The sequence below is a fragment of the Clostridium thailandense genome (assembly GCF_019207025.1).
Lineage (GTDB): Bacteria > Bacillota > Clostridia > Clostridiales > Clostridiaceae > Clostridium_AM > Clostridium_AM thailandense.
In genome coordinates, this window is the sequence record NZ_JAEEGC010000122.1 from 1 (window position 1) to 21376 (window position 21376).

General features: G+C 30.7%; 21 protein-coding genes. 1 reads left to right on the forward strand and 20 read right to left on the reverse strand.

The window, feature by feature from the left end; translation table 11 throughout:
- Nucleotides 1–21: 21 nt before the first annotated feature.
- The 20 genes from I6U48_RS20940 to I6U48_RS21035 all read right to left on the reverse strand — a co-directional run bounded on the left by I6U48_RS20940 (nucleotide 22) and on the right by I6U48_RS21035 (nucleotide 20402).
- Entirely contained in the window at nucleotides 22–1311 is a 1290-nt protein-coding gene (locus I6U48_RS20940) for an efflux RND transporter periplasmic adaptor subunit (protein WP_218322428.1), read from the reverse strand.
- The gene (locus tag I6U48_RS20945) at nucleotides 1301–4399 is read right to left on the reverse strand and encodes an efflux RND transporter permease subunit (protein WP_218322429.1); all 3099 of its coding nucleotides are present in this window, start codon (nucleotides 4397–4399) and stop codon (nucleotides 1301–1303) included. The genes I6U48_RS20940 and I6U48_RS20945 overlap by 11 nt, the downstream gene beginning before the upstream one ends.
- A 29-nt stretch (nucleotides 4400–4428) precedes the next feature.
- A complete protein-coding gene (locus I6U48_RS20950; RefSeq protein WP_218322430.1) occupies nucleotides 4429–5553 on the reverse strand; it encodes an ABC transporter permease in 1125 nt (374 codons plus the stop codon).
- Nucleotides 5553–6233, reverse strand: coding sequence for an ABC transporter ATP-binding protein (locus I6U48_RS20955; protein WP_218322431.1), 681 nt, complete (start codon nucleotides 6231–6233; stop codon nucleotides 5553–5555). The genes I6U48_RS20950 and I6U48_RS20955 overlap by 1 nt, the downstream gene beginning before the upstream one ends.
- An 11-nt stretch (nucleotides 6234–6244) precedes the next feature.
- Entirely contained in the window at nucleotides 6245–7459 is a 1215-nt protein-coding gene (locus I6U48_RS20960; protein ID WP_246615480.1) for an FtsX-like permease family protein, read from the reverse strand.
- A 47-nt stretch (nucleotides 7460–7506) separates the two neighbouring features.
- The gene (locus I6U48_RS20965) at nucleotides 7507–8157 is read right to left on the reverse strand and encodes a response regulator transcription factor (RefSeq protein ID WP_218322432.1); all 651 of its coding nucleotides are present in this window, start codon (nucleotides 8155–8157) and stop codon (nucleotides 7507–7509) included.
- A gap of 29 nt (nucleotides 8158–8186) precedes the next feature.
- Nucleotides 8187–9020: a sensor histidine kinase gene (locus I6U48_RS20970; RefSeq protein WP_246615481.1), complete on the reverse strand. Its 834-nt coding sequence runs from the start codon at nucleotides 9018–9020 to the stop codon at nucleotides 8187–8189.
- A 396-nt stretch (nucleotides 9021–9416) separates the two neighbouring features.
- Entirely contained in the window at nucleotides 9417–9605 is a 189-nt protein-coding gene (locus tag I6U48_RS20975; protein WP_218322434.1) for a DUF4250 domain-containing protein, read from the reverse strand.
- Between the two features lie 156 nt (nucleotides 9606–9761).
- Entirely contained in the window at nucleotides 9762–10574 is an 813-nt protein-coding gene (locus tag I6U48_RS20980; RefSeq protein WP_218322435.1) for a histidinol-phosphatase HisJ family protein, read from the reverse strand.
- A gap of 96 nt (nucleotides 10575–10670) precedes the next feature.
- On the reverse strand, nucleotides 10671–11639 hold the full coding sequence (locus I6U48_RS20985) for an SIS domain-containing protein (protein ID WP_218322436.1): 969 nt from the start codon (nucleotides 11637–11639) through the stop codon (nucleotides 10671–10673).
- 126 nt (nucleotides 11640–11765) lie between these two features.
- The gene (locus I6U48_RS20990) at nucleotides 11766–12491 is read right to left on the reverse strand and encodes a GntR family transcriptional regulator (RefSeq protein WP_218322437.1); all 726 of its coding nucleotides are present in this window, start codon (nucleotides 12489–12491) and stop codon (nucleotides 11766–11768) included.
- A gap of 77 nt (nucleotides 12492–12568) precedes the next feature.
- Nucleotides 12569–13399 carry a sugar phosphate isomerase/epimerase family protein gene (locus I6U48_RS20995; protein ID WP_218322438.1) on the reverse strand — a complete coding sequence of 277 codons (831 nt, stop codon included), beginning with the start codon at nucleotides 13397–13399 and terminating at the stop codon, nucleotides 12569–12571.
- Between the two features lie 17 nt (nucleotides 13400–13416).
- Nucleotides 13417–14262 (reverse strand): PfkB family carbohydrate kinase, encoded by an 846-nt coding sequence (locus I6U48_RS21000; RefSeq protein ID WP_218322439.1) that lies wholly within the window; start codon nucleotides 14260–14262, stop codon nucleotides 13417–13419.
- Between the two features lie 19 nt (nucleotides 14263–14281).
- A complete protein-coding gene (locus I6U48_RS21005) occupies nucleotides 14282–15004 on the reverse strand; it encodes an amino acid ABC transporter ATP-binding protein (RefSeq protein ID WP_218322440.1) in 723 nt (240 codons plus the stop codon).
- Nucleotides 14991–15653: an amino acid ABC transporter permease gene (locus I6U48_RS21010; RefSeq protein WP_218322441.1), complete on the reverse strand. Its 663-nt coding sequence runs from the start codon at nucleotides 15651–15653 to the stop codon at nucleotides 14991–14993. Before I6U48_RS21010 ends, I6U48_RS21005 begins: the two co-directional genes overlap by 14 nt.
- 118 nt (nucleotides 15654–15771) lie before the next feature.
- The gene (locus I6U48_RS21015) at nucleotides 15772–16626 is read right to left on the reverse strand and encodes a transporter substrate-binding domain-containing protein (protein ID WP_218322442.1); all 855 of its coding nucleotides are present in this window, start codon (nucleotides 16624–16626) and stop codon (nucleotides 15772–15774) included.
- A gap of 364 nt (nucleotides 16627–16990) precedes the next feature.
- Nucleotides 16991–17719, reverse strand: coding sequence for a hypothetical protein (locus I6U48_RS21020; RefSeq protein WP_218322443.1), 729 nt, complete (start codon nucleotides 17717–17719; stop codon nucleotides 16991–16993).
- A 195-nt stretch (nucleotides 17720–17914) separates the two neighbouring features.
- Nucleotides 17915–18460 carry a GNAT family N-acetyltransferase gene (locus I6U48_RS21025; protein ID WP_218322444.1) on the reverse strand — a complete coding sequence of 182 codons (546 nt, stop codon included), beginning with the start codon at nucleotides 18458–18460 and terminating at the stop codon, nucleotides 17915–17917.
- A 54-nt stretch (nucleotides 18461–18514) separates the two neighbouring features.
- Nucleotides 18515–18889 (reverse strand): YopX family protein, encoded by a 375-nt coding sequence (locus I6U48_RS21030; protein ID WP_218322445.1) that lies wholly within the window; start codon nucleotides 18887–18889, stop codon nucleotides 18515–18517.
- A 325-nt stretch (nucleotides 18890–19214) separates the two neighbouring features.
- Nucleotides 19215–20402 (reverse strand): pyridoxal phosphate-dependent aminotransferase, encoded by a 1188-nt coding sequence (locus tag I6U48_RS21035; RefSeq protein ID WP_218322453.1) that lies wholly within the window; start codon nucleotides 20400–20402, stop codon nucleotides 19215–19217.
- Nucleotides 20403–20530: 128 nt separating this feature from the next.
- Here I6U48_RS21035 and I6U48_RS21040 point away from each other — a divergent pair, with 128 nt between their 5' ends.
- Nucleotides 20531–21367, forward strand: coding sequence for a LysR family transcriptional regulator (locus I6U48_RS21040; protein ID WP_218322446.1), 837 nt, complete (start codon nucleotides 20531–20533; stop codon nucleotides 21365–21367).
- The last annotated feature ends 9 nt before the right edge of the window (nucleotides 21368–21376 follow it).

The following is a 21376-nucleotide window of genomic DNA, read 5'->3' on the forward strand; positions in this document are numbered from 1 at the left end:
GTCGGCCGTGGATGCCTATAACTATTTTATCACATTAACTTTTTCTCCATCTGCCAGTATGCTTTGTCCCTCTGTAATTATATCAGCAGTCTGGCTTATGTTACCTGATACTTCTGTGAATTTAGCATTTGAAATTCCTGTGTTTACAGCTACTTTTTTAATCTTGTTATTTTCAACTAAGTATACGTAATTAACACCATTTTCCGTCTTAATAGCTTGATTAGGAACACTTAGAACGTTATCCTTAGTATCCGATTGTAGTGATACTTTAACAAACATGCCAGCTTTTAAATCTCCGTTTGCATTGTCAATTTTTGCTTTAACAGAGTAACATTTATCTTTAGAATTAGCAGCAGGACTTATAGTATCTATTACACCATTAACTATTTTATTATCTAACGCATTTATAGATATTGGAACTGCTTCACCTACTTTAATTTTTCCAATCATGCTATCTGGAACAGTTATTTCTGCAGTTAATGTACTTGAATCTATAACAGTAACGGAACCAGATTGTGAACTAGCAATTTTTCCTACTTCAACATCCTTTTCTGATACAATCCCTGAAATAGGTGAAGTGATTGTTGCATTATTTAATTGAATTTGCGCAGTACTTACTCCCGCTTCTGACTGTGCTACTCTAGCAGCAGCTGATTTTGTAGATTGTGGACCTATTTTATTTTCTATTATATCCAAATTATCTTTTGCACTTTTCAAATCTATTGAAGCATTATCATATTGTTTTTTTGCATCATCTAAGTCTTTTTTTGATATAGCTCCTGTTCCATATAACTTTTGCATTTTATTATAATTGTCCTCTGTATTGTTGAATTCCACTTGTGCTTTTCCATAAGTCTGTTCAGCTTGGGATATTTGCTGTGCTTGACTAGAATCACTGGTTTTTTCCAAATCCGCTTTAGCACTCTCAAGTCCTGCCTTCTGAGACTGAAGATTTGCTTCCGATTCTTCTTTATCTAATGTATATAACACCTGCCCTTCTGTAACCTTATCTCCAACATTGACATTAACACTAACAACTTTTCCTCCTGTTTTTGGTAAAACTGCTACTTCCTTTGCAGGTTTTAAAGTACCTGCATATTCTACATTAGCAGATATTGATCCAGATGTTATTTTTTGTGTTCTTACATTTTTAATTTCTTGCTTTGTTTCTACTTTTTTATTTTTTGTAAATGTGCGAATTCCACTAAATGCAAGTACAATAGCTACTCCCACTACAATTATAAATATTAAATTTTTCTTATTAAAGCCTTTTATCTTGAATTTTTTTATATTTAAATTTTTAAAATTCATATTTTTCTACCTCCTTTACCTTCTTATTTTTATTTCTTCTAAAAACAAAATTTGTCAAGTCATCCATAAGTGTATAAATTACTGGCAGTACAATAGGCGTAGCTACCGTTGATACAATCATACCTCCTATTATTACTATACCCATACTTTGTTTCATTTCACTTCCTGCTCCTAAGGATAACGCTACCGGAAGCATAGCCACTATCATTGTTGCGGTGGTCATTATTATAGGTCTGAGTCTTGTAACCCCTGATTCTATAAGAGCTTCTCTTAAGGTCATATTATTTTTTTTCATAAGAGTGTTAGTATAATCTATTAGAAGTGTACCATTTTTTGAAGATAACCCTTCAAGCATTATTATCCCGATAGCTGACATTACATTTAAACTTTGACCAGTCAAAGCCAATGCAAGTAATGCTCCCATTAAAGCAAATGGCAATGCTACCATTCTTATTGCTGGTGTCAAGTAAGATTGGTAAAGTACTACCAATATCATGTATATAAGAGCTATAGACGCTCCTAAAGCCATCAATAAAGAATTTCCTGCTTCTCCCATACTTTTTTGCGCTCCACCAAAATCTAGACTATACCCTGAAGGTAGTGTAAGTGCTTTTAATTTTGCATTTATATCGTTGTTGATATCTCCAACAACTCTACCCTGAATATTAGCACTCACAGTAACTATATCCTGCTTTGATTCCCTTGATATAGATGGAGCAGTATCTGCTTTTTCAACAGTTGCAACCTGACTTAATGGTATTTGCTGTCCAGAAGTACTTGTTATTTTTATATTTTTAACATCATCAACACTTTGTACTTGACCTTTCATAAATTTAAGGGTTATATCATTTTCTTCGTTATTTGACCTTAACTCTCCTACTTGATTTCCTGACAACGCAACTCTTACAACACTACCTATATCTGTAGTTGTAATACCATAATTTGATGCAGCTAAACTATCTACTTTTATTTTTATTTCGCTGTTTTTTACCTTTGCTGAATTTGATATATCTGTTACGCCAGAGGTTGACTTTAGTACTTTTTCAACTTCATCTGATAGTGCAGTTAAGGTATCCGCATCTTTACCCTTTATATTAATAGACACTGGTTTACCACTTCCACCACCACTATCAGATTCTGTTAAGTTAAATTCTATACCAGGTATAGCTTTACCAAATTTACGTACCTCTGCAGCAATTTCACTTTGCTTCTTTTTACGTTCTTTTTTAGGTACTAAGTTAACATATAATTGAGCCGTAGCTTTATCTGAAGAACCATCGTTACCATTTAATCCAACCATTGAGATATAATCTTTTACTTCCTTGGTTTTACGAAGATAATCTTCTATTTCTCTGACCTTATCATCTGTTTGTTTTAGCGTAGAACCAGCAGTAAGTGATATATCTATGGAAAAGAAACTTTGGTCTGTTGTTGCCATAAATTCTGTACCTATCAATCCCATTGGTAAAAGTGATATACTGAATATTATTCCTATTAAGGAAGTAACTAAGACCTTCCATCTATTGTCTAATGCCCATACAATAGTTTTCTTATATAACTCTATAATCTTGCTAAATGTACCCTTTTTCTTCTCTTTTTCTTCTCTCTCTTTTTTACTAACCCTTTTAAGTGTCATAGATGAAAGCATTGGCGTAACTGTGAAGGAAACTATAAGTGAAAATATTGTAGCTATAGCTATTGTTAAACCAAATTCTTTAAAAATTTGTCCTATTTGTCCTGACATAAAAGCAATTGGTACGAACATAACTACGTCACAAAGACTTATAGCAATAGCAGCAAGTCCTATCTCTCTACGCCCATTAATGGCTGCATCTATAAGATTTTCTCCCATGTCTAAATGCCTTTGTATACTTTCTATTACAACAATCGAGTCATCTACCAAACTACCTATAACTAGAGATAATCCCATCATAGACATCATGTTTAAAGTAAAATGTAATTCATACATCATAAAGAAAGTTGCTATTAGTGATGTTGGTATCGCAATCAAAACTATCATTGAAGAACGAAAACTTCGGAAAAATAAGTAAAGCACTATTGCAGTAGTTACAATACCTTCTATAAGATTATGTTTTACTTCAGTTAATGCTGAAGTAATAAATGTAGTATTGTCAAAAGCAATATCTATATTAACTCCCTTAGCTGTAGTTTTCTTAATTTCTTCCAACTGTTTCTTTACATTATTAGCCACTGTTACTATATTTGCATCGCTCTGCTTTGTGACAAGCGCCGCTATGGTTTTGTCATTCTTATATCTTATCAAAGAGTTATCTTCAGGCAATTCTAAATCCACCTTAGCTATATCTGAAAGTCGTATACTTCCTCCTGATGCTGTAGGTATTAATAAGCCTCTTACCTTATCTACATTATTAAATTGTCCTATAACTTTTACTGTTTGAACCATATTATCTTGTTTTATCTGTCCACCTGGTACATTTAGGTTATTTGCCTGAAGTTGCTGTGTTATAGAATTGACAGATACTCCATAATAGTCCATAGCAGTTTTATCAAGTTTTATCATTAGTTGTTTTTTGTTTCCACCATATAAATCTACTCTTCCTACTCCTGTTACCTTTTCTATTTCTTCTTTTGCTTTATCAGCTTCATTATAAAGTTCGTCCTCATTTATGTTACCACTTATTGAAAGAATCAAAATTGGCATATTGCTGGCATCCATTTTATATAAGACAGGCTTGTCAGCATTTTTAGGCAGTTTGCCAGATGCATTTTGAACTGCTTTCTGTACATCTAAGTAAGCTGTATTAGAATTTACTGTGCTTTTAAAGTTTACTGTAACTGAACAACTTCCTTCTAATGCACGAGAATTAATTGTATCAATACCACTTATTCCTGATACTGCATCTTCAATAGGTTTTATAACATCTTCTTTCATATCTTCTGCACTGGCGCCATTATAGGTAGTACTTATTGTTATTGTGGATGTGTCCATAGATGGCAATAAATTTGCCCCCATCTTTTTATACCCGATAATGCCTAGTGAAAGCATTAGCACTATTGCCATCCATATTGCGGTTGGCCTTTTTACTGATATCTCAGTTATACTCATATTTATCCTCCTTTTTAACATTTTCTTTTTTAGAAATTAAGACAATCATAATTCATAGCTCTAAGTTTCCTTAATGTTGAAAGCATGTTGGTTGTAGATACAGATACAGGTATTAGAAAAGCTGTAAATATACTTTTTAAGTGAAAACTATATACATACTGTCCCTTAGGTTGAAATATGATTATATTTAAAAGTTTTATTGTAATAATGGTAACTATAATACCAAAAGTAAATCCCAATATATTTAAAGTGATATTCTCTTTTAAAATCTTTATATAAAGATCCTTTTTTTTATATCCAATAGCAGCTAAAATTTTAAATTCATACTGCCTGTTTAAAAATAATATATAATTTAAATTACCAATTGAAATACATAAAACTATAATTACTATAAGATTCAAAATAAAACTAAGAGAAGTTATAGCTCTAATTATTTCATTCAACTGATTGTATGCAGACTTGTAATCCATAATTGTAATCGTGCTTTCCCCCATAGATTCAAGTTCATCATTAATAGTTTTGTTGTTTTCATTTTTAAGAGAAAATATCAAATTATGTTTTAATGCTTCTTCCCTTTTAGTGTTTCCAGAATTAGTTGTTAACATCGTATTTATAGGTCCATCAATTATACCGCATACCTTATATTTTTTATTTAAAGTTACGTTTATATCAGAATTTTTGCCTATATAATCTCCTATTTTAATCTTGTCCTGCTTTGAAATTTTGAGTGATATAAGTAATTCATTCTTATTTGGTGAAGGCAGCTTTCCCTCTAAAAGCCTCATATCAAATATTTGAAGAAGCCTTGGAATATCTTCTTCAAAGACATTAAAAGCCTCAGTGCTTATTTGACCAAAAGGACTTTTATACTGAAATCCACCAATAACTCCTATAATCGGTACAATATACTCAACATTATTGCAATTCTTAATTTTATCTAAAGCTTTATCTGATATAGGATCTTTAGTGTTAGAAGCTATATTCGTTACTTTTTCAAGCATATCTAAGGAACCTTGCTTTATTCCATATATACCGCTATACAATGTTATTGAAAAAAAATATATAAGAAACACCCCTAATGCCACACATGTAAAACTTGGTAACACTTTTTTTACATTGTTCTTTAAATAGCTCCTACTTGAGAGAGGCTTCATCATATACCTCCTCTATCTTTATCGATAGAAGCTATTGTACCATCAAGCATGTTAATAATATGGTTGGCATTTTGCAAAATGCAGGGGTCATGAGTTACTACTACAATCATCTTGTCTCTTTTATAGTTTTCCAAAAACCTCATTACTTCTATAGCACTATTATGATCTAATGCTGCTGTTGGCTCATCAGCAAAAATAACCTTTGGATCTCCTATCAGTGCTCTTGCAATGGCTACCTTTTGTCTTTGTCCTCCAGAAAGCTGATAGGGTTTTTTATCTGCAAGATTTAGAAGTTCAAGCTTATTTAATATAGACATTGCTTTTATTTTTACTTCTCTCCCGTCATCATTTATTGGTACTAATATATTTTCCATTACTGTCATATAATCGATTAAGAAGTGTCGTTGAAAAATAAATCCAAAATCTTTTCTTCTTATTTCAGCCCTTTTAGACGAAGAAATTTCATCATAATCTATTTCTCCATAGCAAACTTTTCCCGAAGTTGGTATTTTAAAACCTGCCATTGTATAAAGGAGAGAACTTTTTCCACTTCCTGAAGGCCCCATAATCCCAATAAATCTATTGCCATCTAACGAAAGATTTATATCTTTAAGTGCATAGGTTTGCGCCTCCTTGCCTATGTCATAAACTAAATTTACACTTTCCAATTTAAAAATCATAATGCCCCTCCTCAATTGTTTTCAATCATGTCAATAGGATCAAGCTTATTTATCATTCCATTTATAGGTACTATAGTAAATAATATAGTAAAGAGAGGAACATATAAAGATACAAGCAGCGCCTTTTTATCATACACCACTCCTACGGCACCTATACTTTCAAAAATACTTTTTTTCATCCAATAACTTAAAACTATACCTAGCAATAAACCTAAAACATATGAAATCACATTAATAGTAGTAACTTCTAATATAGCTCTCTTTAAGATCTGTTTTTTCTCATATCCAATTACATTGAGTATTCCTATTTCTTCTTTTCTATTAAAAAATTCAACGTACTTTGAACTTCCAACTGTAATTACCATTAGAAATATAGATAATATACTTATGGCATCTAAAAATTCTATAGACCCTATATCCCTATAAAATTTTTCACTTAAGGTCTTTAAAGTATTGTATTCAGCTTCTCCTTTTGGTAAATTCTCAATTAATTTATTCACTTCATTAATACTGTTTTTTTTAGGAAAAATCATTATTCCATGCGATAAAGATTTTTCTTCATCCTCATAATCTTTTAGAATTTCATTATTAAAGGCCACAATTGAAATCATGCTATCACCTTCCAATATACCAACTACCTTATACGTACCATTTATTCCGTCAAACTTATCTGACGCATTCCCTACGTTATCCCCAATGGTAACTTTTTTATTTTGTGCAACTAAATAATTTATTGCAATCTCCTTTTCCCCTTCTTGAGGTAATCTTCCATCCTTAATTTGTATAGATTCTTTCTCTAAAAAATAATTCATATCTTCAGTTTTTAAACTTATTACATTAGCAAAATCTAAATTTCCTGGAATACTATACTTTATACCATATAACATAAAAGGAACTAATCTTTCTACATTTTTATTACTTTTTACTTTTGTAATAATATTACTATTATTGCAGGACATAATTGTAGAATGATACTTATATGAAAAAATATTGAGTTTATATAAAGAATCTTCCTCCGATTTCACAAAGGTATTAATCAAATACAAAAAAGAAACTGCAATAAGCACAGGGATGATAGAACTTATAACTTTAGTTTTATTTTCTCTACTATAATTTAAAATCGATAAAACTTTCACAAGCTCATTCCCTTCTAAGTATTTATTTTCCCAATTTACATTTGTTATCCAGTTAACTTCAAATATAATAATAATTGAAATTGAGATCATAAAAAAGTTACTCCAGTCACATTTTTTATGACTGGAGTAACCTTTTACTATGATTCAATTATTTTCTTTATCTCAATAGCTGCTGCAGTCCTATCTGAAGTTCCAAGTTTACTATAAATATTGCAAATATAATTTTTAACTGTACCTTCAGATATAAATAACGACGAAGCGATTTGACGATTATTAAACCCCATTGACAACATTTTTGCAATCTCTGCTTCTCTTTCTGAAAAATCAAGTAATACCTTTTTTTCCTTAGGCTTTATTAATTTGTTTTCAGAAAGCTTTTCAACGAGCTTTTTAGCTACACTTGTAGGCAGCATAAGTGATCCTTTGTAGGCATCATTTATAGCCTTAACAAGATCGTCTCCTTCTATATCCTTTAATATGTATCCTGCTGCTCCATAATTCAAAGCTTCAACAATGTAATCTACATCATTAAATGTAGTTAATATTAAAACAACTATTTCCGGATATAAACGTTTCAGCAGCTCAGTGCATTTAACGCCATCCATTTTAGGCATTCTTATGTCCATTAGTACTAAATCCGGTGATTCTTTCTCACAAAGTCCTAATACTTCTGTTCCATCCTTGGCAGTACCTATAATCTCAAAATTTTCTTCTAGCTCTAAAATAGTCTTTAATCCATCTCTCATTAAAGTTTGATCATCTGCTATTAATATTTTTATTTTTTGCATAATCCACCTCTTAAAAAATCACATTTTCATCAAGTTTCGTTGTCTGACTTTTTATAGTAAGGAAAAGTAATATATATTCCAAAACCCTCCCCAAGTTTTGAAGATATATCAAGGCTTCCATTAAGCTCTAATATTCTTTCTCTCATAGCTCTAAGTCCAAAACCATAGGTAACTATATCAGAACCTTTTCCGTTGTCTTCAAGAGAAAAAAGAACTTTTTCCTTATTTTTATACAATTTGAATAGAAAAGCACTACTTTTTCCATGTCTTATTCCATTAGCAAGTCCCTCTAAAAGAGCTGATAAAATTACCTTTTCCTGGCCCTTATTAAGAACTATATCGTAATCTATTTGAGCTTTAATTATAGCCTCCGAATGTTTTTCCGTCTCTGCTATGATTGATTCCAAATCAGAATAAAAATCAAGTATATCTTGTCCATTTTCAAGTATACGTACAGAACTTCTTATATCATTAAGACCTTTTCTCACCTGATTTTGAGCCAGATTAAGTTTACTTTCGGCAAGCTCTAAGTCTTTTTTTATAAGCCTCCTGGCTGCTTCAAGTTCGACTAAAACTGTAGTTAGCGTATGCCCAACTGTATCGTGTATCTCTCTTGCTATTCTATTTCTCTCTTTTAATGCAGTTATATTTTCTACTCTTTCATATGCTTCCTTAAGATCATTGTACATAGAATCTTTTTCAAGCTTTTTGACAGTAATATCCTTTAACGCAGCCTCAATAACTTCTGTTTGTTTTAAAAGATGATTAATTAGAAAAAATATTATATATACAATGATAAAAATAGGTAAATCTAATAATATTGCAGAAACAGCCTTAGTATTTTCAAAATTTAGCTTAGTCAAAATAGAAATACTAGATATACCGTATAAAATAAAAAAAGCAACAATTCCTGGGTAATAACTTTGATTTACAACTATATCAGCCAACAAAAAAAGATAAAGAGATATAGATATATATGTAATATCAAATTTGTTAATGAAAAAAATTAAGCATACCTGTAAGAGATATATAACAAGAACTAATAAATTATATTTATTAAAATATCTCTGTTTGCTAGGACATTCATGCAAAAAGAATGTGTTAATTGAATATAAAGTTAAAAGAATAAAGTATAGGGACATTAACATAAACCAATTTGTATTATTATATATGCAATCAACAAGCATAGTTAACGTAAATATACAATAGTTTATAGTTATCACAATATTTTTAGTCTTATTATTCATCATAATTTCCTATCATTTAAACTGATTAGTTTCAGTATCATATTTGTAATCTATGGTATCTAATTTATTTATAATGGCTTCTTCTTCCAAATCGTAAAATTTGCATAAGCTTTCTATATTTTCAAATTCATCTCTTAGCTTTGTGTTTATAAAATTTAGAAAAATATATGTATCCATAGACAATATTTGATCTTTGTTCATTTCTTCACCTCTATATGAAATATTTTTTAATATATACTTAATAGCGTATGTTTTGTTAGATTTAATTACAAATTAGTGCAATATATACATATTATAACGTATCTTTATTTTTTTATCAAAGTTCATATACATAAATTATTTAACTAAAAATTTTACTTATATAGCATAAAAATAAGGCTTTCTTCTTCTATAAAGTGTAATTTTTTTAAATCCAATTTCTTTTAATAAATTGACACTCTCATCAAATCCAGCTCCTACATCATCTTGTGTATGAGAATCAGAACCAATAGTTATAATTTCTCCACCTAATTTTTTGTAAAGCCTTATAATTTCAATAGATGGCATAAATTCTCCAGTTAGCTGTCTAAGACCTGATGTATTAATTTCAATACCTTTTCCTCTTTCTATTACTACATTAAGGATATCTCTTACATTATTCTCGTATCTATCCATCAGATTATTTTTTTTATGTTGCTTTGCTGCATACCTTTTTACCAAATCTAGGTGACCTATACAATCATATTCTCCTTTCTTAGCCATATCATAAAGTAGAGAAAGATATTGTATGTTTTGTTTTTCTATGTTTTCTTTTGAGTAATCTCCATATTTCAAATCAATATCCTCTATCTTATGAATAGATCCAATTATATAATCGAAAGGATAACTCTCCACAATTTTTTTTACATACTCAGGCCAATAGTGAACTTGTCCCATTTCCATGCCAAATAATATTTCTAATTTTCCATTAAATTTTTCTCTACAATCATCTATTTCTTTTAAACTATTATCAATAAAAGAGATTTCCATACTCAACTTTCCATTATTACTTGTATAATATTCAAAATGATTAGTAATTATAATAGAGTTTATTCCTCGTTCATAAGATTTTTCGCATATCTTTTCTAATGGTGTCTCTGAATCTGGTGAGACACAAGTATGAACATGCGAGTCTATTCTTATACTTTCCATAACTTTCACCTTCCTGTAAATAAAATTGTAGTTATATAAATAATAAAAGCTGGTACCACCGAAATGATACCAGTCAAAGGGGAAAAAATCAAATTTTTAGTATTCTAATTTCCACATATATCTTCTTTTAGTTAGAGGATGATTTCTAACAATTGATAGTTGTTCAGCGTATACTCGTAATACTCCTGAAATCAACATTGGATTAAAATAATCTACTACTTCTTTTGCAATTTGTGATCCTAGTCCAAAGTCTTTTGCATCTACTACTGTTGTTTTTGCATCAAATCTATTTAGGAAATCAAGTGCTCTTGAATCCATAGCTCTTGTTCTTCCATCATTCATTAATAATAAGAATGGTACATCTTCCTCTACTATTTCAAATGGTCCATGGAAGAACTCACCATCATGGAAAGACCCTGAGTTAATCCATTGCATTTCCATCATTAAACATATAGAGAAAGAGTAAGCAACCTCATGTGTAGCTCCACTACTCATAACATAAATTACTGGAACCTCCTTATATGCATTGGCAAATTCTTTTGCCTGTGGAACTACGGAAGATACTGCTTGTTCAATTAAATCATAAATTTTTCCTAAGCCATCTAGCATCTTATCATAATGAGCATAACCTTCATATTGATTTAATATTTCTACTGCAAGTGTTAAAACCTTTGTCATTTTTTCCATTTTAGCTGCATAGTTTAATTCAAATCCATGAACTACAACATAGTCAGCATCTTTTGTAATTGGTGAACCTTCTGTATGAGTAATTGCTATTACATGAGCTCCTAAAGATTTTGCTAAAGAAGTTGCCTTTACAGTTTCAGGAGTATTACCCCCTAAAGAGCAAGTAATTACAATTGCTGAATTGTCTACTGATATTGGTGTTGCATAGTTAAACTCATTTGCAGTATATAAACTTGTACGTAATTGTTTTGCATTCCCTTCTAAAAAATATTTTGCTGGATACAATTCTGCTTTTGATGCACCACATCCTACGAAAAATACACTCTTGATTTCTGGTTGTTTTGTTTTAATTTCCGCTATAATTTGTCTTAATTCCATTTTATTCTCCTCCATATTCTATATTAGTGGTATATGGTATATACCTAAAATTGTATAAGCAATGTGGTCTTTGGTATATACCTACATGCTTATTATTTTACCAGAGCTATTACATTTTCTCTATATCTACCTTCTCAATTCGTAAGTAAATTTAAATAGATCTCCTCTATTATAAATTTCAACATACTCAATCAAATTGTTAGATTCATCATAGCTTTTTCCCTTTGTAATAAAACCTGCTGTTCCACTTTTTACTCTTAATAAATTAGCATCAAAGTTATTAAAATAGCACATTTCCAGTGTATTTACAGATCTTTTGGGCATACAAGAATATTTGGTATCTAAAATATGATACAAAGACTCTTTACTAAAATCATATTGCAAAAGTCCTTCTGTAAAAGCACCATTTATAAATGTATGTTCTACCGCCATTGGCTCATCATTTCCAATTCTAACACGTATTAATTTATAACAACCTGATCCTATTGGAACATTTAACTTTGATGACAACCAACTATCTGCCTCGATATATGAGAACTCTACTACTTTAGTTTTTACATCGGTAACTCCACTTTGCTTTAAATAGCGTGAAAATCCATCTAATGTAACAAAATTTCTTTTTACTTTTTTCTTTGAAACAAAAGTTCCTCTTACACCATCTCGATAGGCATATCCCTCATTTACTAGCTCAGTAATGGCATTTCTGGCAGTCATACGGCTGATTTGGAACTTTTCACTTAATTCCCTTTCAGATGGAAGCTTTTCTTGTTCCTTATATACATTATTTTCAATCTTTTCTATGAGAAAATTTTTTACTTGTAAGTACATTGGTGGCAAAACATTTTGATTCATACTATACTCTCCCTATTGCTTTATATATAATAGAATTATAACATATCTTGCCATGTATGTTAAAGAACAAGTGAGTTTCACATGTATTTTTCAAAGTTCTTCATATTTCTGATATCATGGCTTATCGGATCTTTAAAATATTTTGAATCAGTTATTTCTTGGCCTAAATATCCTTCATAGTGATTATCTTTTAAAACAGTTAAGAACTCTTCTAAATCATGATGTCCATCTCCCCAGATTAAATGTCCATAAGGATTTCCATCAACAAAATGCATATGAATTATGTCTCTTCCAAACTCATTGAACCATTGCTGCAAGTTTTCCCCTGCGACTCCCATGGCAGTTGTATCGATTAACACCTTCATATTGGGATGATTTACTTCCTTCATCATTCTCTTTACATCTTCTAACCGAATTACCAGATTGGACTCCTCTGGGCGGAGACTTTCAAGCGCTAAAGTAATTCCCTCTTTTTGAGCTACATCAGCTAATCTCCAAAGCATCTCTACTGATCGTTTCCATGCCTCTTCTCTTGTCTCATCTAGATACCCCCATCCAGAATTGCACTGCATAATTTTACAGCCTAATTCTGATGCTGCCTTAATTCCATTTGAAAAGTATTGAAAACTTTTTTCGAAAATTAAAGGCTTGCTTGCTGCAAATTGGAATTGATACATACAATTTTCTGGCGTAAATACCTTAACCTCTAATCCCCTATCATTTATTTTTTTCTTTAGTTCTTTACAATCACCATAAATCATAGGATCTAAATAATAATGAGGTATACCAGTCCAAAATTCTATTGTTTTAATACCTGCTCTAACCTGAGCATCTAGAAAATATTCTAATGAATACCTCATATAATGAATATTCATTCCTGCTATTTGTTCTCTTTTTACTAACCCCATATATCCCCATTCTTTCTTTATTCATATTTTTTGCCAAAACCAAAAGATCCATCAATTAAGCACTGCTTTGACGAAAATTCTGCAGCCGCTTCTAAACTCTCTTTTATAGCTGTTTCTTTATCAAGGTTATTTCCTTTAATTTTCTTAAAATAATTAACTATAAGACAGGTTATAAAAGAATCACCCGCAGCCATAGTATCAATAGCTTTAACAAGCTTAGGCTGCTGTCTATAAAATCTTATGCCATCAAAAAGATATGCACCTTCTGCTCCTCTAGTACAAAGAACCATCTTACATCCAGATTTTGTAGCTCTTAGCATCAAATTCAACATCTCATCAATCTTTAAATTACTGCAGGAAAAGAATGCATAGTCTACGATAGGAAGCATCTCATTTAATTTTTCTTCTGTATAATCCTCTGAAAAATCATAAGAAATTGTTGCTCCCATTTCCTTTAATTTTTTCAATTCAAATTCCGAAAATCCATATAGACCAGAATGAATTAAATCAAAACCTTTCATGTAAACATAATCTTCTTCCTTTAGATTTAGACCACAAGTTCTAAGTACACCGCAGCGATTGCTGCCAACAAATATTCTATCACCATCTTTTAATGTAACCCTTGCACAACCATTTTCTCCTTCGTAAAACCTGCAATGGCTTATATCAATATCTAATTCTTTTATACTATAAGCCACATGATTTGCTTCATTATCAGAGCCAAAAGCTCCTAAGAAAGCTGCTTCAACACCTATCTTTTTTGCAAATACAGCAAAATTTAACGCATTTCCACCAGGGTACATAGTCTTAATATGTTCGTATTTATCAACAACATTATCTCCTAAGCCAAGTACTTTAATCATGCTCTTTAATCTCCTCTCCTTATAAAACTTTCGACAAAAAATCAATGGTACGTTCTTTCTTAGGATTAGAAAAAAATTCTTCAGGTTTATTTTGCTCTAATACTACTCCCTGGTCAATAAACAATATTCGATCTCCTACTTCTCTTGCAAATCCCATCTCATGTGTAACAATAACCATAGTCATTCCTTCTTTTGCGAGTTGTTTCATTACAGCCAAAACCTCTCCTACCATTTCTGGATCAAGTGCTGATGTTGGCTCATCAAACAACATCACTTCTGGCTGCATAGCTAGTGCCCTAGCAATTGCTATTCTTTGCTGTTGTCCTCCTGATAAGGAAGCTGGATAAGCATCTATTTTTTCCAATAAGCCTACTTTGTTAAGTAATTCAACTGCTAGCTTCTTTGCCTCCTCAGGTTTCATACCCTTAACCTTTATTGGCGCATGACAGATATTTTGACATACTGTTTTGTGCGGGAACAAATTGAATTGTTGAAACACCATGCCCATTTTTTCTCTTATTTTATCGATGTTAGTACCCTTTGCTGTGATATCTTGACCTTCAAATAAAATCGATCCACCAGTTGGAGTTTCAAGAAGATTTAAGCATCTTAAAAAAGTACTTTTGCCAGAGCCTGATGGTCCTATTACAACTACAACTTCACCTTTAGAAATATGCTCAGTAATTCCTCTTAGCACTTCATTTTTTCCAAAACTTTTTTTCAAATCCTTAACGTGTATCACTAGCCCTCAACTTCCTTTCTAGAACACCTAATGCTCTTGATAATGTAAAAGTAATCATTAAGTAGATAAAGGATGCTACTAAAATTGGTTCTAACCCTAATGCAGTATTACCCCTTACAATGGTTATTTTATACATTAGTTCAGCCACTCCTATTACTGATACAATAGATGAATCTTTTATACTTCCTATGAACTGATTTCCAAGAGCGGGCAAAATATTTTTAAATGCCTGTGGCAAAATTATGTCAAACATAGCAGTTCTTTCATTCATACCTAAGCTTCTGGCTGCTTCCATTTGTCCTTTACTGACTGCTTCTATACCGGAACGAATAGTTTCAGATATGTAAGCTGCAGAATTTAAAGATAGTGCAATCGCACCAACAGCTAGATCTGGAATATCATGTCCTGCTAACAAAATTGGAACGCCAATATATATAATGTATATCTGTGCTAAAAGCGGAGTACCTCGAATAAATTCTATGTAAGCATTTCCAATAACTCTAACTGCAATGAACTTACATCTTCTAAGAAGTGTTAGTGCCACTCCTATAATAGTTCCAAATACAACTGCCAATATGGCAAGTATAATAGTATATTCAGTTCCCACAACAATAAAATCTGAATATTGAGTTACAAATGAAAAATTCAATTTTCTCCCTCCCATTCCCTAAGTATTTCTTCCTTATAATCCTTTAGCTACAAAGAAGAAAGTACGTACTTATACTTCTATGATAGGAAGGAAGAAATAGAAGCTTAAATCATGTAAATTATTTTTGCTGTACCTGTTCCATTGCTTCTGTTAACCATTCAGTAAACACTGGTTTTGCTTTGTCAATTGCTTTATTAACAATTTCCATAACTTTTGGGTCTGTTCCCTTTGGCATTGCTATTGCAGCACCTGCTGTATCATCATTGTAATAGATTTCTGTTAGTTCAATTTTATCATTTGCTTTGCTAAGAAGTTTCGCTGTTGGCATATCTACTAAAATTGCATCAACTTTTTTACTTCCTAAATCTAGAGCTAAATCTGTTGATTTTCCTAAAGATTTTGTTTTAGCCTTTGTAATTGTTTTTTGTACAATTTGCTCTTGTACAGATGATTTGATAACCCCAATAGTCTTACCATCTAAATCTGTTGGTGAGCTAATTTTTCCATGGTTATCTTTATTAATTACAATGACATGCTTGTCCTTATAATAAACGTTTGAAAAGTCTGCATTTTTAGATCTTTCTGGAGTTGGACTCATGGCTGATACAATCATATCAATTTTTCCAGCTTGTAATGCTACTAATAAACCATCAAAATCCATGTCCTTGATTTCATACTTTACCCCTAAATCCTTAGCAACTTGATCAATCAACTTGATATCACATCCAATTATTTGATCCTTTCCATTTTGCACAGCATGGAATTCGTATGGAGGCGTCGCAGCCATCATACCTACCACAATTGTGCCTTTTTTCTGTAGTTGTTCTAGAGTAGCACCAGATGCCTTTTTAGTTCCTTGGTTTGAACTTGTACTTGTAGATGATGTGTTAGATGATCCACAACCTGCCAGTGAAAAAGCCATTAAACCAACCACCGTCATTGTCATTAGCCTTTTTAAAAATCCCTTTTTCATTTTTCTTCCTCCTCATAATTTAATGATATAAATGTATAAAACAACCCATATTAATAAATCATTTGTATACATCACTACTTATTAATTTGCTAGGATTTATATCACTTAAATATGGCATATGGTATATACCACTGATTTCTATGTTTTTTATTATACTTACTTTTTTTCAGCATGTCAACATGATTTGAATAAAATATTTACTACATATTTCATTTGACTAACAATTCGCAACTTACACTCTAAATTTATCTCTTTAAATTATAATTTTTGTTTATATATCTTTATTAATTTATTTTTTTAGAATTAAATATTTCATATCTAGTTTTTCTTTTATTCTTTACAAGGTTATTTTCCTCAAAACCTGTTAAATAATCCATTGAACATGATAAGCATCAATAAATCTAGTACTTTTTCCTGTTTCCATATCAAGAATATAGGTTTTTACAATATTTCCTTTAGTGAATCCCTCTAACAAAGTTCCAAAAGAGGTCAAATGTCCGAAAGAATGATATATAAGATACTTTCCATTTGGAGAAAATCCAATAGGTGTGTACCCTGTAAATTTTTCATTGTATATACCATTAAACTTTAACAAACACTTTTCTTGTCCACCTTTTTCTATATAAATAGATCCATCCTTTTTAATAGCTTTTATACCATCTATTTCATTTTTTATATAATCAGTACGAATTGTCGTTTTCTCCTTTGAATCCTTAAAATCTAATTTGCTTATAAGCTTAGCCTCTTTTTCTTTCTCTCTAATAGAAAATACACACCAATCTCCATTATTCATTCCTACAAGACTTATGTCGCCACTTTTTGTGTCATAATAAAAGTCAATAATGTTATCGTTATCTCCACCGTAGCTATCCTTTCCTTTTCCTTTATGGGTATATATAAGTTGTTCTCTTTTTGAGCTGGTATCAAATTTATATAAATTTAGTATTCCATCAACTCTTTTTGTATAATAAATTTGTCCTTTTAATTTTGTAATTATATTTGAATTAGCTTTATTGTTTAAATTTACATAAATTCTATTTGTTAAAAAAATGAATATAACAATAACTAGAAAGGCTAATAAGTTCTTTTTCAATTTTACCCCTCCTTTTCATAAACTTTCCTGTAATTATCTAATATGTAATAGTTCTAATTATAGACAATGACCATTTAGTGTAATTTTACACTAAATGGTCATTTTAGTCAAACCTAAATATCTCTTCATATTATATTTATCTTAATTTCATACTTATGCTCTCTGCTGCACTATCCTCGTTTTTTAATTTAATAGTTAATTTTTTCTTTTTTTATCTTCATAATCTTGCTTTATCATCAAATATGAGGGATGATATAAGCCTGTTGGTGGATAAAATTCATCATGAATATATGTAAAACCAAGTTTCTTAAGTAATTTATATGATGCTGTATTTTTAGGATTGTGTCCAGCAAATAGTCCATCAACTCCTAAAGTATTAAAAGCATATTCTATAAGAGCTAAGCAAGCCTCCAAAGCAAAGCCATTTCCCCAATATTTACTCTTCAAATGTATACCCATCTCAAAAATATTTTTATCCAAATCATATGGTCTTAGTCCACAGCACCCTATATTTTCATTACTATCTATTAAATATATTGGCCAATACTGGACCTTAAACTTATTATAATTTTCTATTTCTTTCTTTAATCTTTCATATATCTGCTCCTTTGACATTTTACCATTTGACGCTATAAACTTCGTTACTTCAAGATCACCCCAGAGTTCTAAAGCCTCTTGTATATCCTCCTCTTCCCATATTGAAAATCTTAATCTTGCTGTTTTTATAAAAAATTTTTTCATGATATCCCCCTATAAAACCATATAGTTTTTTATTCTCAACTTTTAAATAAAATATTACTTAGCTTGCTCAGTTAATTGAAAAATATTGCCAAGAACAACTGTTTTCTCATTAATCATCTGAATATATAAATACTCATTTTCTACATAGAAACCATATAGTTCAATATTATCACTAATTTCTCCACATTCCCCTATAAATTTTTGGAAAGAGTATCTTCCAAATTTAACTGGCTGCTTTATAGAATTTTTTTCCCTGTTTATACCTATAATATCCCCCTCAAAAATTTCAATACCATTTTTATCTTTTAAACCTGTGAATTCCATTACTGTGAATCTTTTCTCATCTGAATAATTTTTAGGATAGGGATTGCTGCTTAAATAAAAGCAATGTTTCTCTTTATCCCACATTCTAAACTTAATTTTTCGCATTTTATACCGACCCCCATTAAACTTCATAATGTCTTTTATGGATTAACTATATCATATTTTAAAGATTCCTGTAAAAGTACTACACTGTATTTTGAGTTTTCTTATTAATTTCAAGTGATTGACTAATATAAACTTCTCTGAGGTCCTATTTTAGGAAACTTAAAAGGAGTTTTGATAAAAAGTAGAAGCCGTTAAGCAACTTGCTTAACGGCTTCTTCCCATGTACCGACAACTATTATTAAGTTTTCATTCTATATTATTTCAATTGAAGGAAGGTTATAAACTTAAAATGTGAAAACTATTAATTATAGCTGAACAGCTGATTTTATTTATATAAGTCTCTTAATTTTTGAAATGCATCAAAAGATCTCTTTAACATTTCTGGATCTACACAATATGAAATTCTTACATATCCTGGACATCCAAAATCATCGCCTGGCACAATTAGAAGATTAAATTTCTTTGCATTTTCAGAAAAGTTTACAGCGTCTTCTTCTAATGCTTTTACAAACAAGTAAAATGCACCATCTGGCCTTACACATTGATAACCCATTTTGCTAAGACCATCATATAATAATTTTCTATTTGCATCATATAATCCTATATCTGATGTTTTTCCTAAACACTTTAATACTACCTTTTGAAATAAACTTGGAGCACATACATACCCAAATGAACGTCCAGCTCCACATACTGCTGTATAAATCTCCTTAGAGTTTTCTACACAATCAGGAACTAGAATATATCCTATTCTTTCTCCTGGAAGTGAAATTGACTTACTATATGAGTAACATACAATTGTATTTTCATAATAAGATGGGACATATGGTATCTGTATGTCATCATAAACAATCTCTCTATAAGGTTCATCTGATATTAAATACAAAGTTTTTTCATACTCTTTAGATTTGTTTTTTAATAAATCAGCTAAATTCTTAAATGTTTTTTCTGAATAAACAACACCTGATGGATTATTAGGTGAATTTATTATAATTCCTTTTGTCTGAGGAGTAATTGCTTTTTCTAATAAATCCATATTAATTTGAAAATCTTCTGTATCTGCTGGTATTATTACAACCTTTCCACCTGCACTTTTTATAAATATTTGATATTCTGGAAAATAAGGTGCAACAATAATAAATTCATCCTCTGAATTTACAGTGAGAGCTTTAAGTGTAATACATAGTGAAGCTGCAGCTCCACATGTCATATAAAAATTATCTGCTTTAAGCTCAGACTTATATGTACTATTCATATACTCAGCTAAACCTTTTCTTACTTCAATGTCTCCCTGTGCAGAAGTATATCCGTGAATTTCATCTGATTTCTTTGTCTCTAGCAATTCTATCATTGCTTCTTTTACACATTCTGGTGCTGGAACAGTTGGATTTCCAATGCTAAAGTCAAATACATTTTCTTTTCCAACAATTGCAGCTTGCTGCTTTCCATACTCAAATAATTCCCTGATTACAGAGCGTTTTGCTCCTAGTTCGTACATTTCTTTTGATACCATCATCTTTTCACTCCTTTTAGATATTATTATAACAGATATGAAGTAATACTTGCCAATATTATTTTTTTGAGTTACAATAACTTAAAGTTATAATAATCAACAAAAGACGCGTAAAATAGAGGAATATGATGAATACTAAACAATTAGAATATTTTGTATCTTTAGCTGAGACATTAAATTTTACCAAAACAGCACAAAAATTTTTCATATCTCAAACTGCAGTAACAAAGCAAATTAAAAAACTAGAACAAATTTTAAATACAAGACTATTTTGCAGGAATAATCATCATGTTGAGTTAACTCCAGCGGGAGCTATGTTTTTAACTCAAGCAAAGGCAATTCTTCATCAGGTCGAAGAGGCTACCGAAAGAGTTCGTCTAACTACTATTGGCTTTTTTGGTTTATTACGTATTGGATTCGTAAATGGATATGAAAAGACATCCTTTTCAGACTTAATCTTTTATTTCCATAATCAATACCCAAATATTTCAATTACGTTTATTAGGGGTACCGAAAAGGAATTATACCATAAAGTTTTAAACTCTGAACTAGACATAGTGTTTAATACCTGGAACGAAAAGGAAATGCTTCCATTACTAGAAGGATATTTAATGAAGACGTATTCATTAACTGTTGTTGTTCATCCAACACATCCTTTAGCAACCAGAAAATCATTGTCTTCAAAAGATCTAACTGGCGAAACTATTTTTCAATATACTGAGTTTGATGACGTTGAGTCTGTTCTGCTAATGGTATCTGCAAATATGGGGATTGCTATATTACCTTTTTACTGTGTAAGATATCTAAATCAATCTCAAAATCTTATGATAATACCTCTAAAGGATAAGGACAAGTATGTTACAATTGCCGCTATATGGAATAAAGAAAATAATAATTCGGCGTTGCCAAGACTAACTCAAGCCATTAAGAATATTGACGAGAAAAAACTCAACCTACTTATATAGAACATACAA

What these genes read in the sequence shown, in the direction of transcription:
- I6U48_RS20940 (WP_218322428.1), bottom strand. Translation starts at nt 1,311, where the DNA reads ATGAATTTTAAAAATTTAAATATAAAAAAATTCAAGATAAAAGGCTTT.
- I6U48_RS20945 (WP_218322429.1), bottom strand. Translation starts at nt 4,399, where the DNA reads ATGAGTATAACTGAGATATCAGTAAAAAGGCCAACCGCAATATGGATG.
- I6U48_RS20950 (WP_218322430.1), bottom strand. Translation starts at nt 5,553, where the DNA reads ATGAAGCCTCTCTCAAGTAGGAGCTATTTAAAGAACAATGTAAAAAAA.
- I6U48_RS20955 (WP_218322431.1), bottom strand. Translation starts at nt 6,233, where the DNA reads ATGATTTTTAAATTGGAAAGTGTAAATTTAGTTTATGACATAGGCAAG.
- I6U48_RS20960 (WP_246615480.1), bottom strand. Translation starts at nt 7,459, where the DNA reads ATGATCTCAATTTCAATTATTATTATATTTGAAGTTAACTGGATAACA.
- I6U48_RS20965 (WP_218322432.1), bottom strand. Translation starts at nt 8,157, where the DNA reads ATGCAAAAAATAAAAATATTAATAGCAGATGATCAAACTTTAATGAGA.
- I6U48_RS20975 (WP_218322434.1), bottom strand. Translation starts at nt 9,605, where the DNA reads ATGAACAAAGATCAAATATTGTCTATGGATACATATATTTTTCTAAAT.
- I6U48_RS20980 (WP_218322435.1), bottom strand. Translation starts at nt 10,574, where the DNA reads ATGGAAAGTATAAGAATAGACTCGCATGTTCATACTTGTGTCTCACCA.
- I6U48_RS20985 (WP_218322436.1), bottom strand. Translation starts at nt 11,639, where the DNA reads ATGGAATTAAGACAAATTATAGCGGAAATTAAAACAAAACAACCAGAA.
- I6U48_RS20990 (WP_218322437.1), bottom strand. Translation starts at nt 12,491, where the DNA reads ATGAATCAAAATGTTTTGCCACCAATGTACTTACAAGTAAAAAATTTT.
- I6U48_RS20995 (WP_218322438.1), bottom strand. Translation starts at nt 13,399, where the DNA reads ATGGGGTTAGTAAAAAGAGAACAAATAGCAGGAATGAATATTCATTAT.
- I6U48_RS21000 (WP_218322439.1), bottom strand. Translation starts at nt 14,262, where the DNA reads ATGATTAAAGTACTTGGCTTAGGAGATAATGTTGTTGATAAATACGAA.
- I6U48_RS21015 (WP_218322442.1), bottom strand. Translation starts at nt 16,626, where the DNA reads ATGAAAAAGGGATTTTTAAAAAGGCTAATGACAATGACGGTGGTTGGT.
- I6U48_RS21025 (WP_218322444.1), bottom strand. Translation starts at nt 18,460, where the DNA reads ATGAAAAAATTTTTTATAAAAACAGCAAGATTAAGATTTTCAATATGG.
- I6U48_RS21030 (WP_218322445.1), bottom strand. Translation starts at nt 18,889, where the DNA reads ATGCGAAAAATTAAGTTTAGAATGTGGGATAAAGAGAAACATTGCTTT.
- I6U48_RS21035 (WP_218322453.1), bottom strand. Translation starts at nt 20,402, where the DNA reads ATGGTATCAAAAGAAATGTACGAACTAGGAGCAAAACGCTCTGTAATC.
- I6U48_RS21040 (WP_218322446.1), top strand. Translation starts at nt 20,531, where the DNA reads ATGAATACTAAACAATTAGAATATTTTGTATCTTTAGCTGAGACATTA.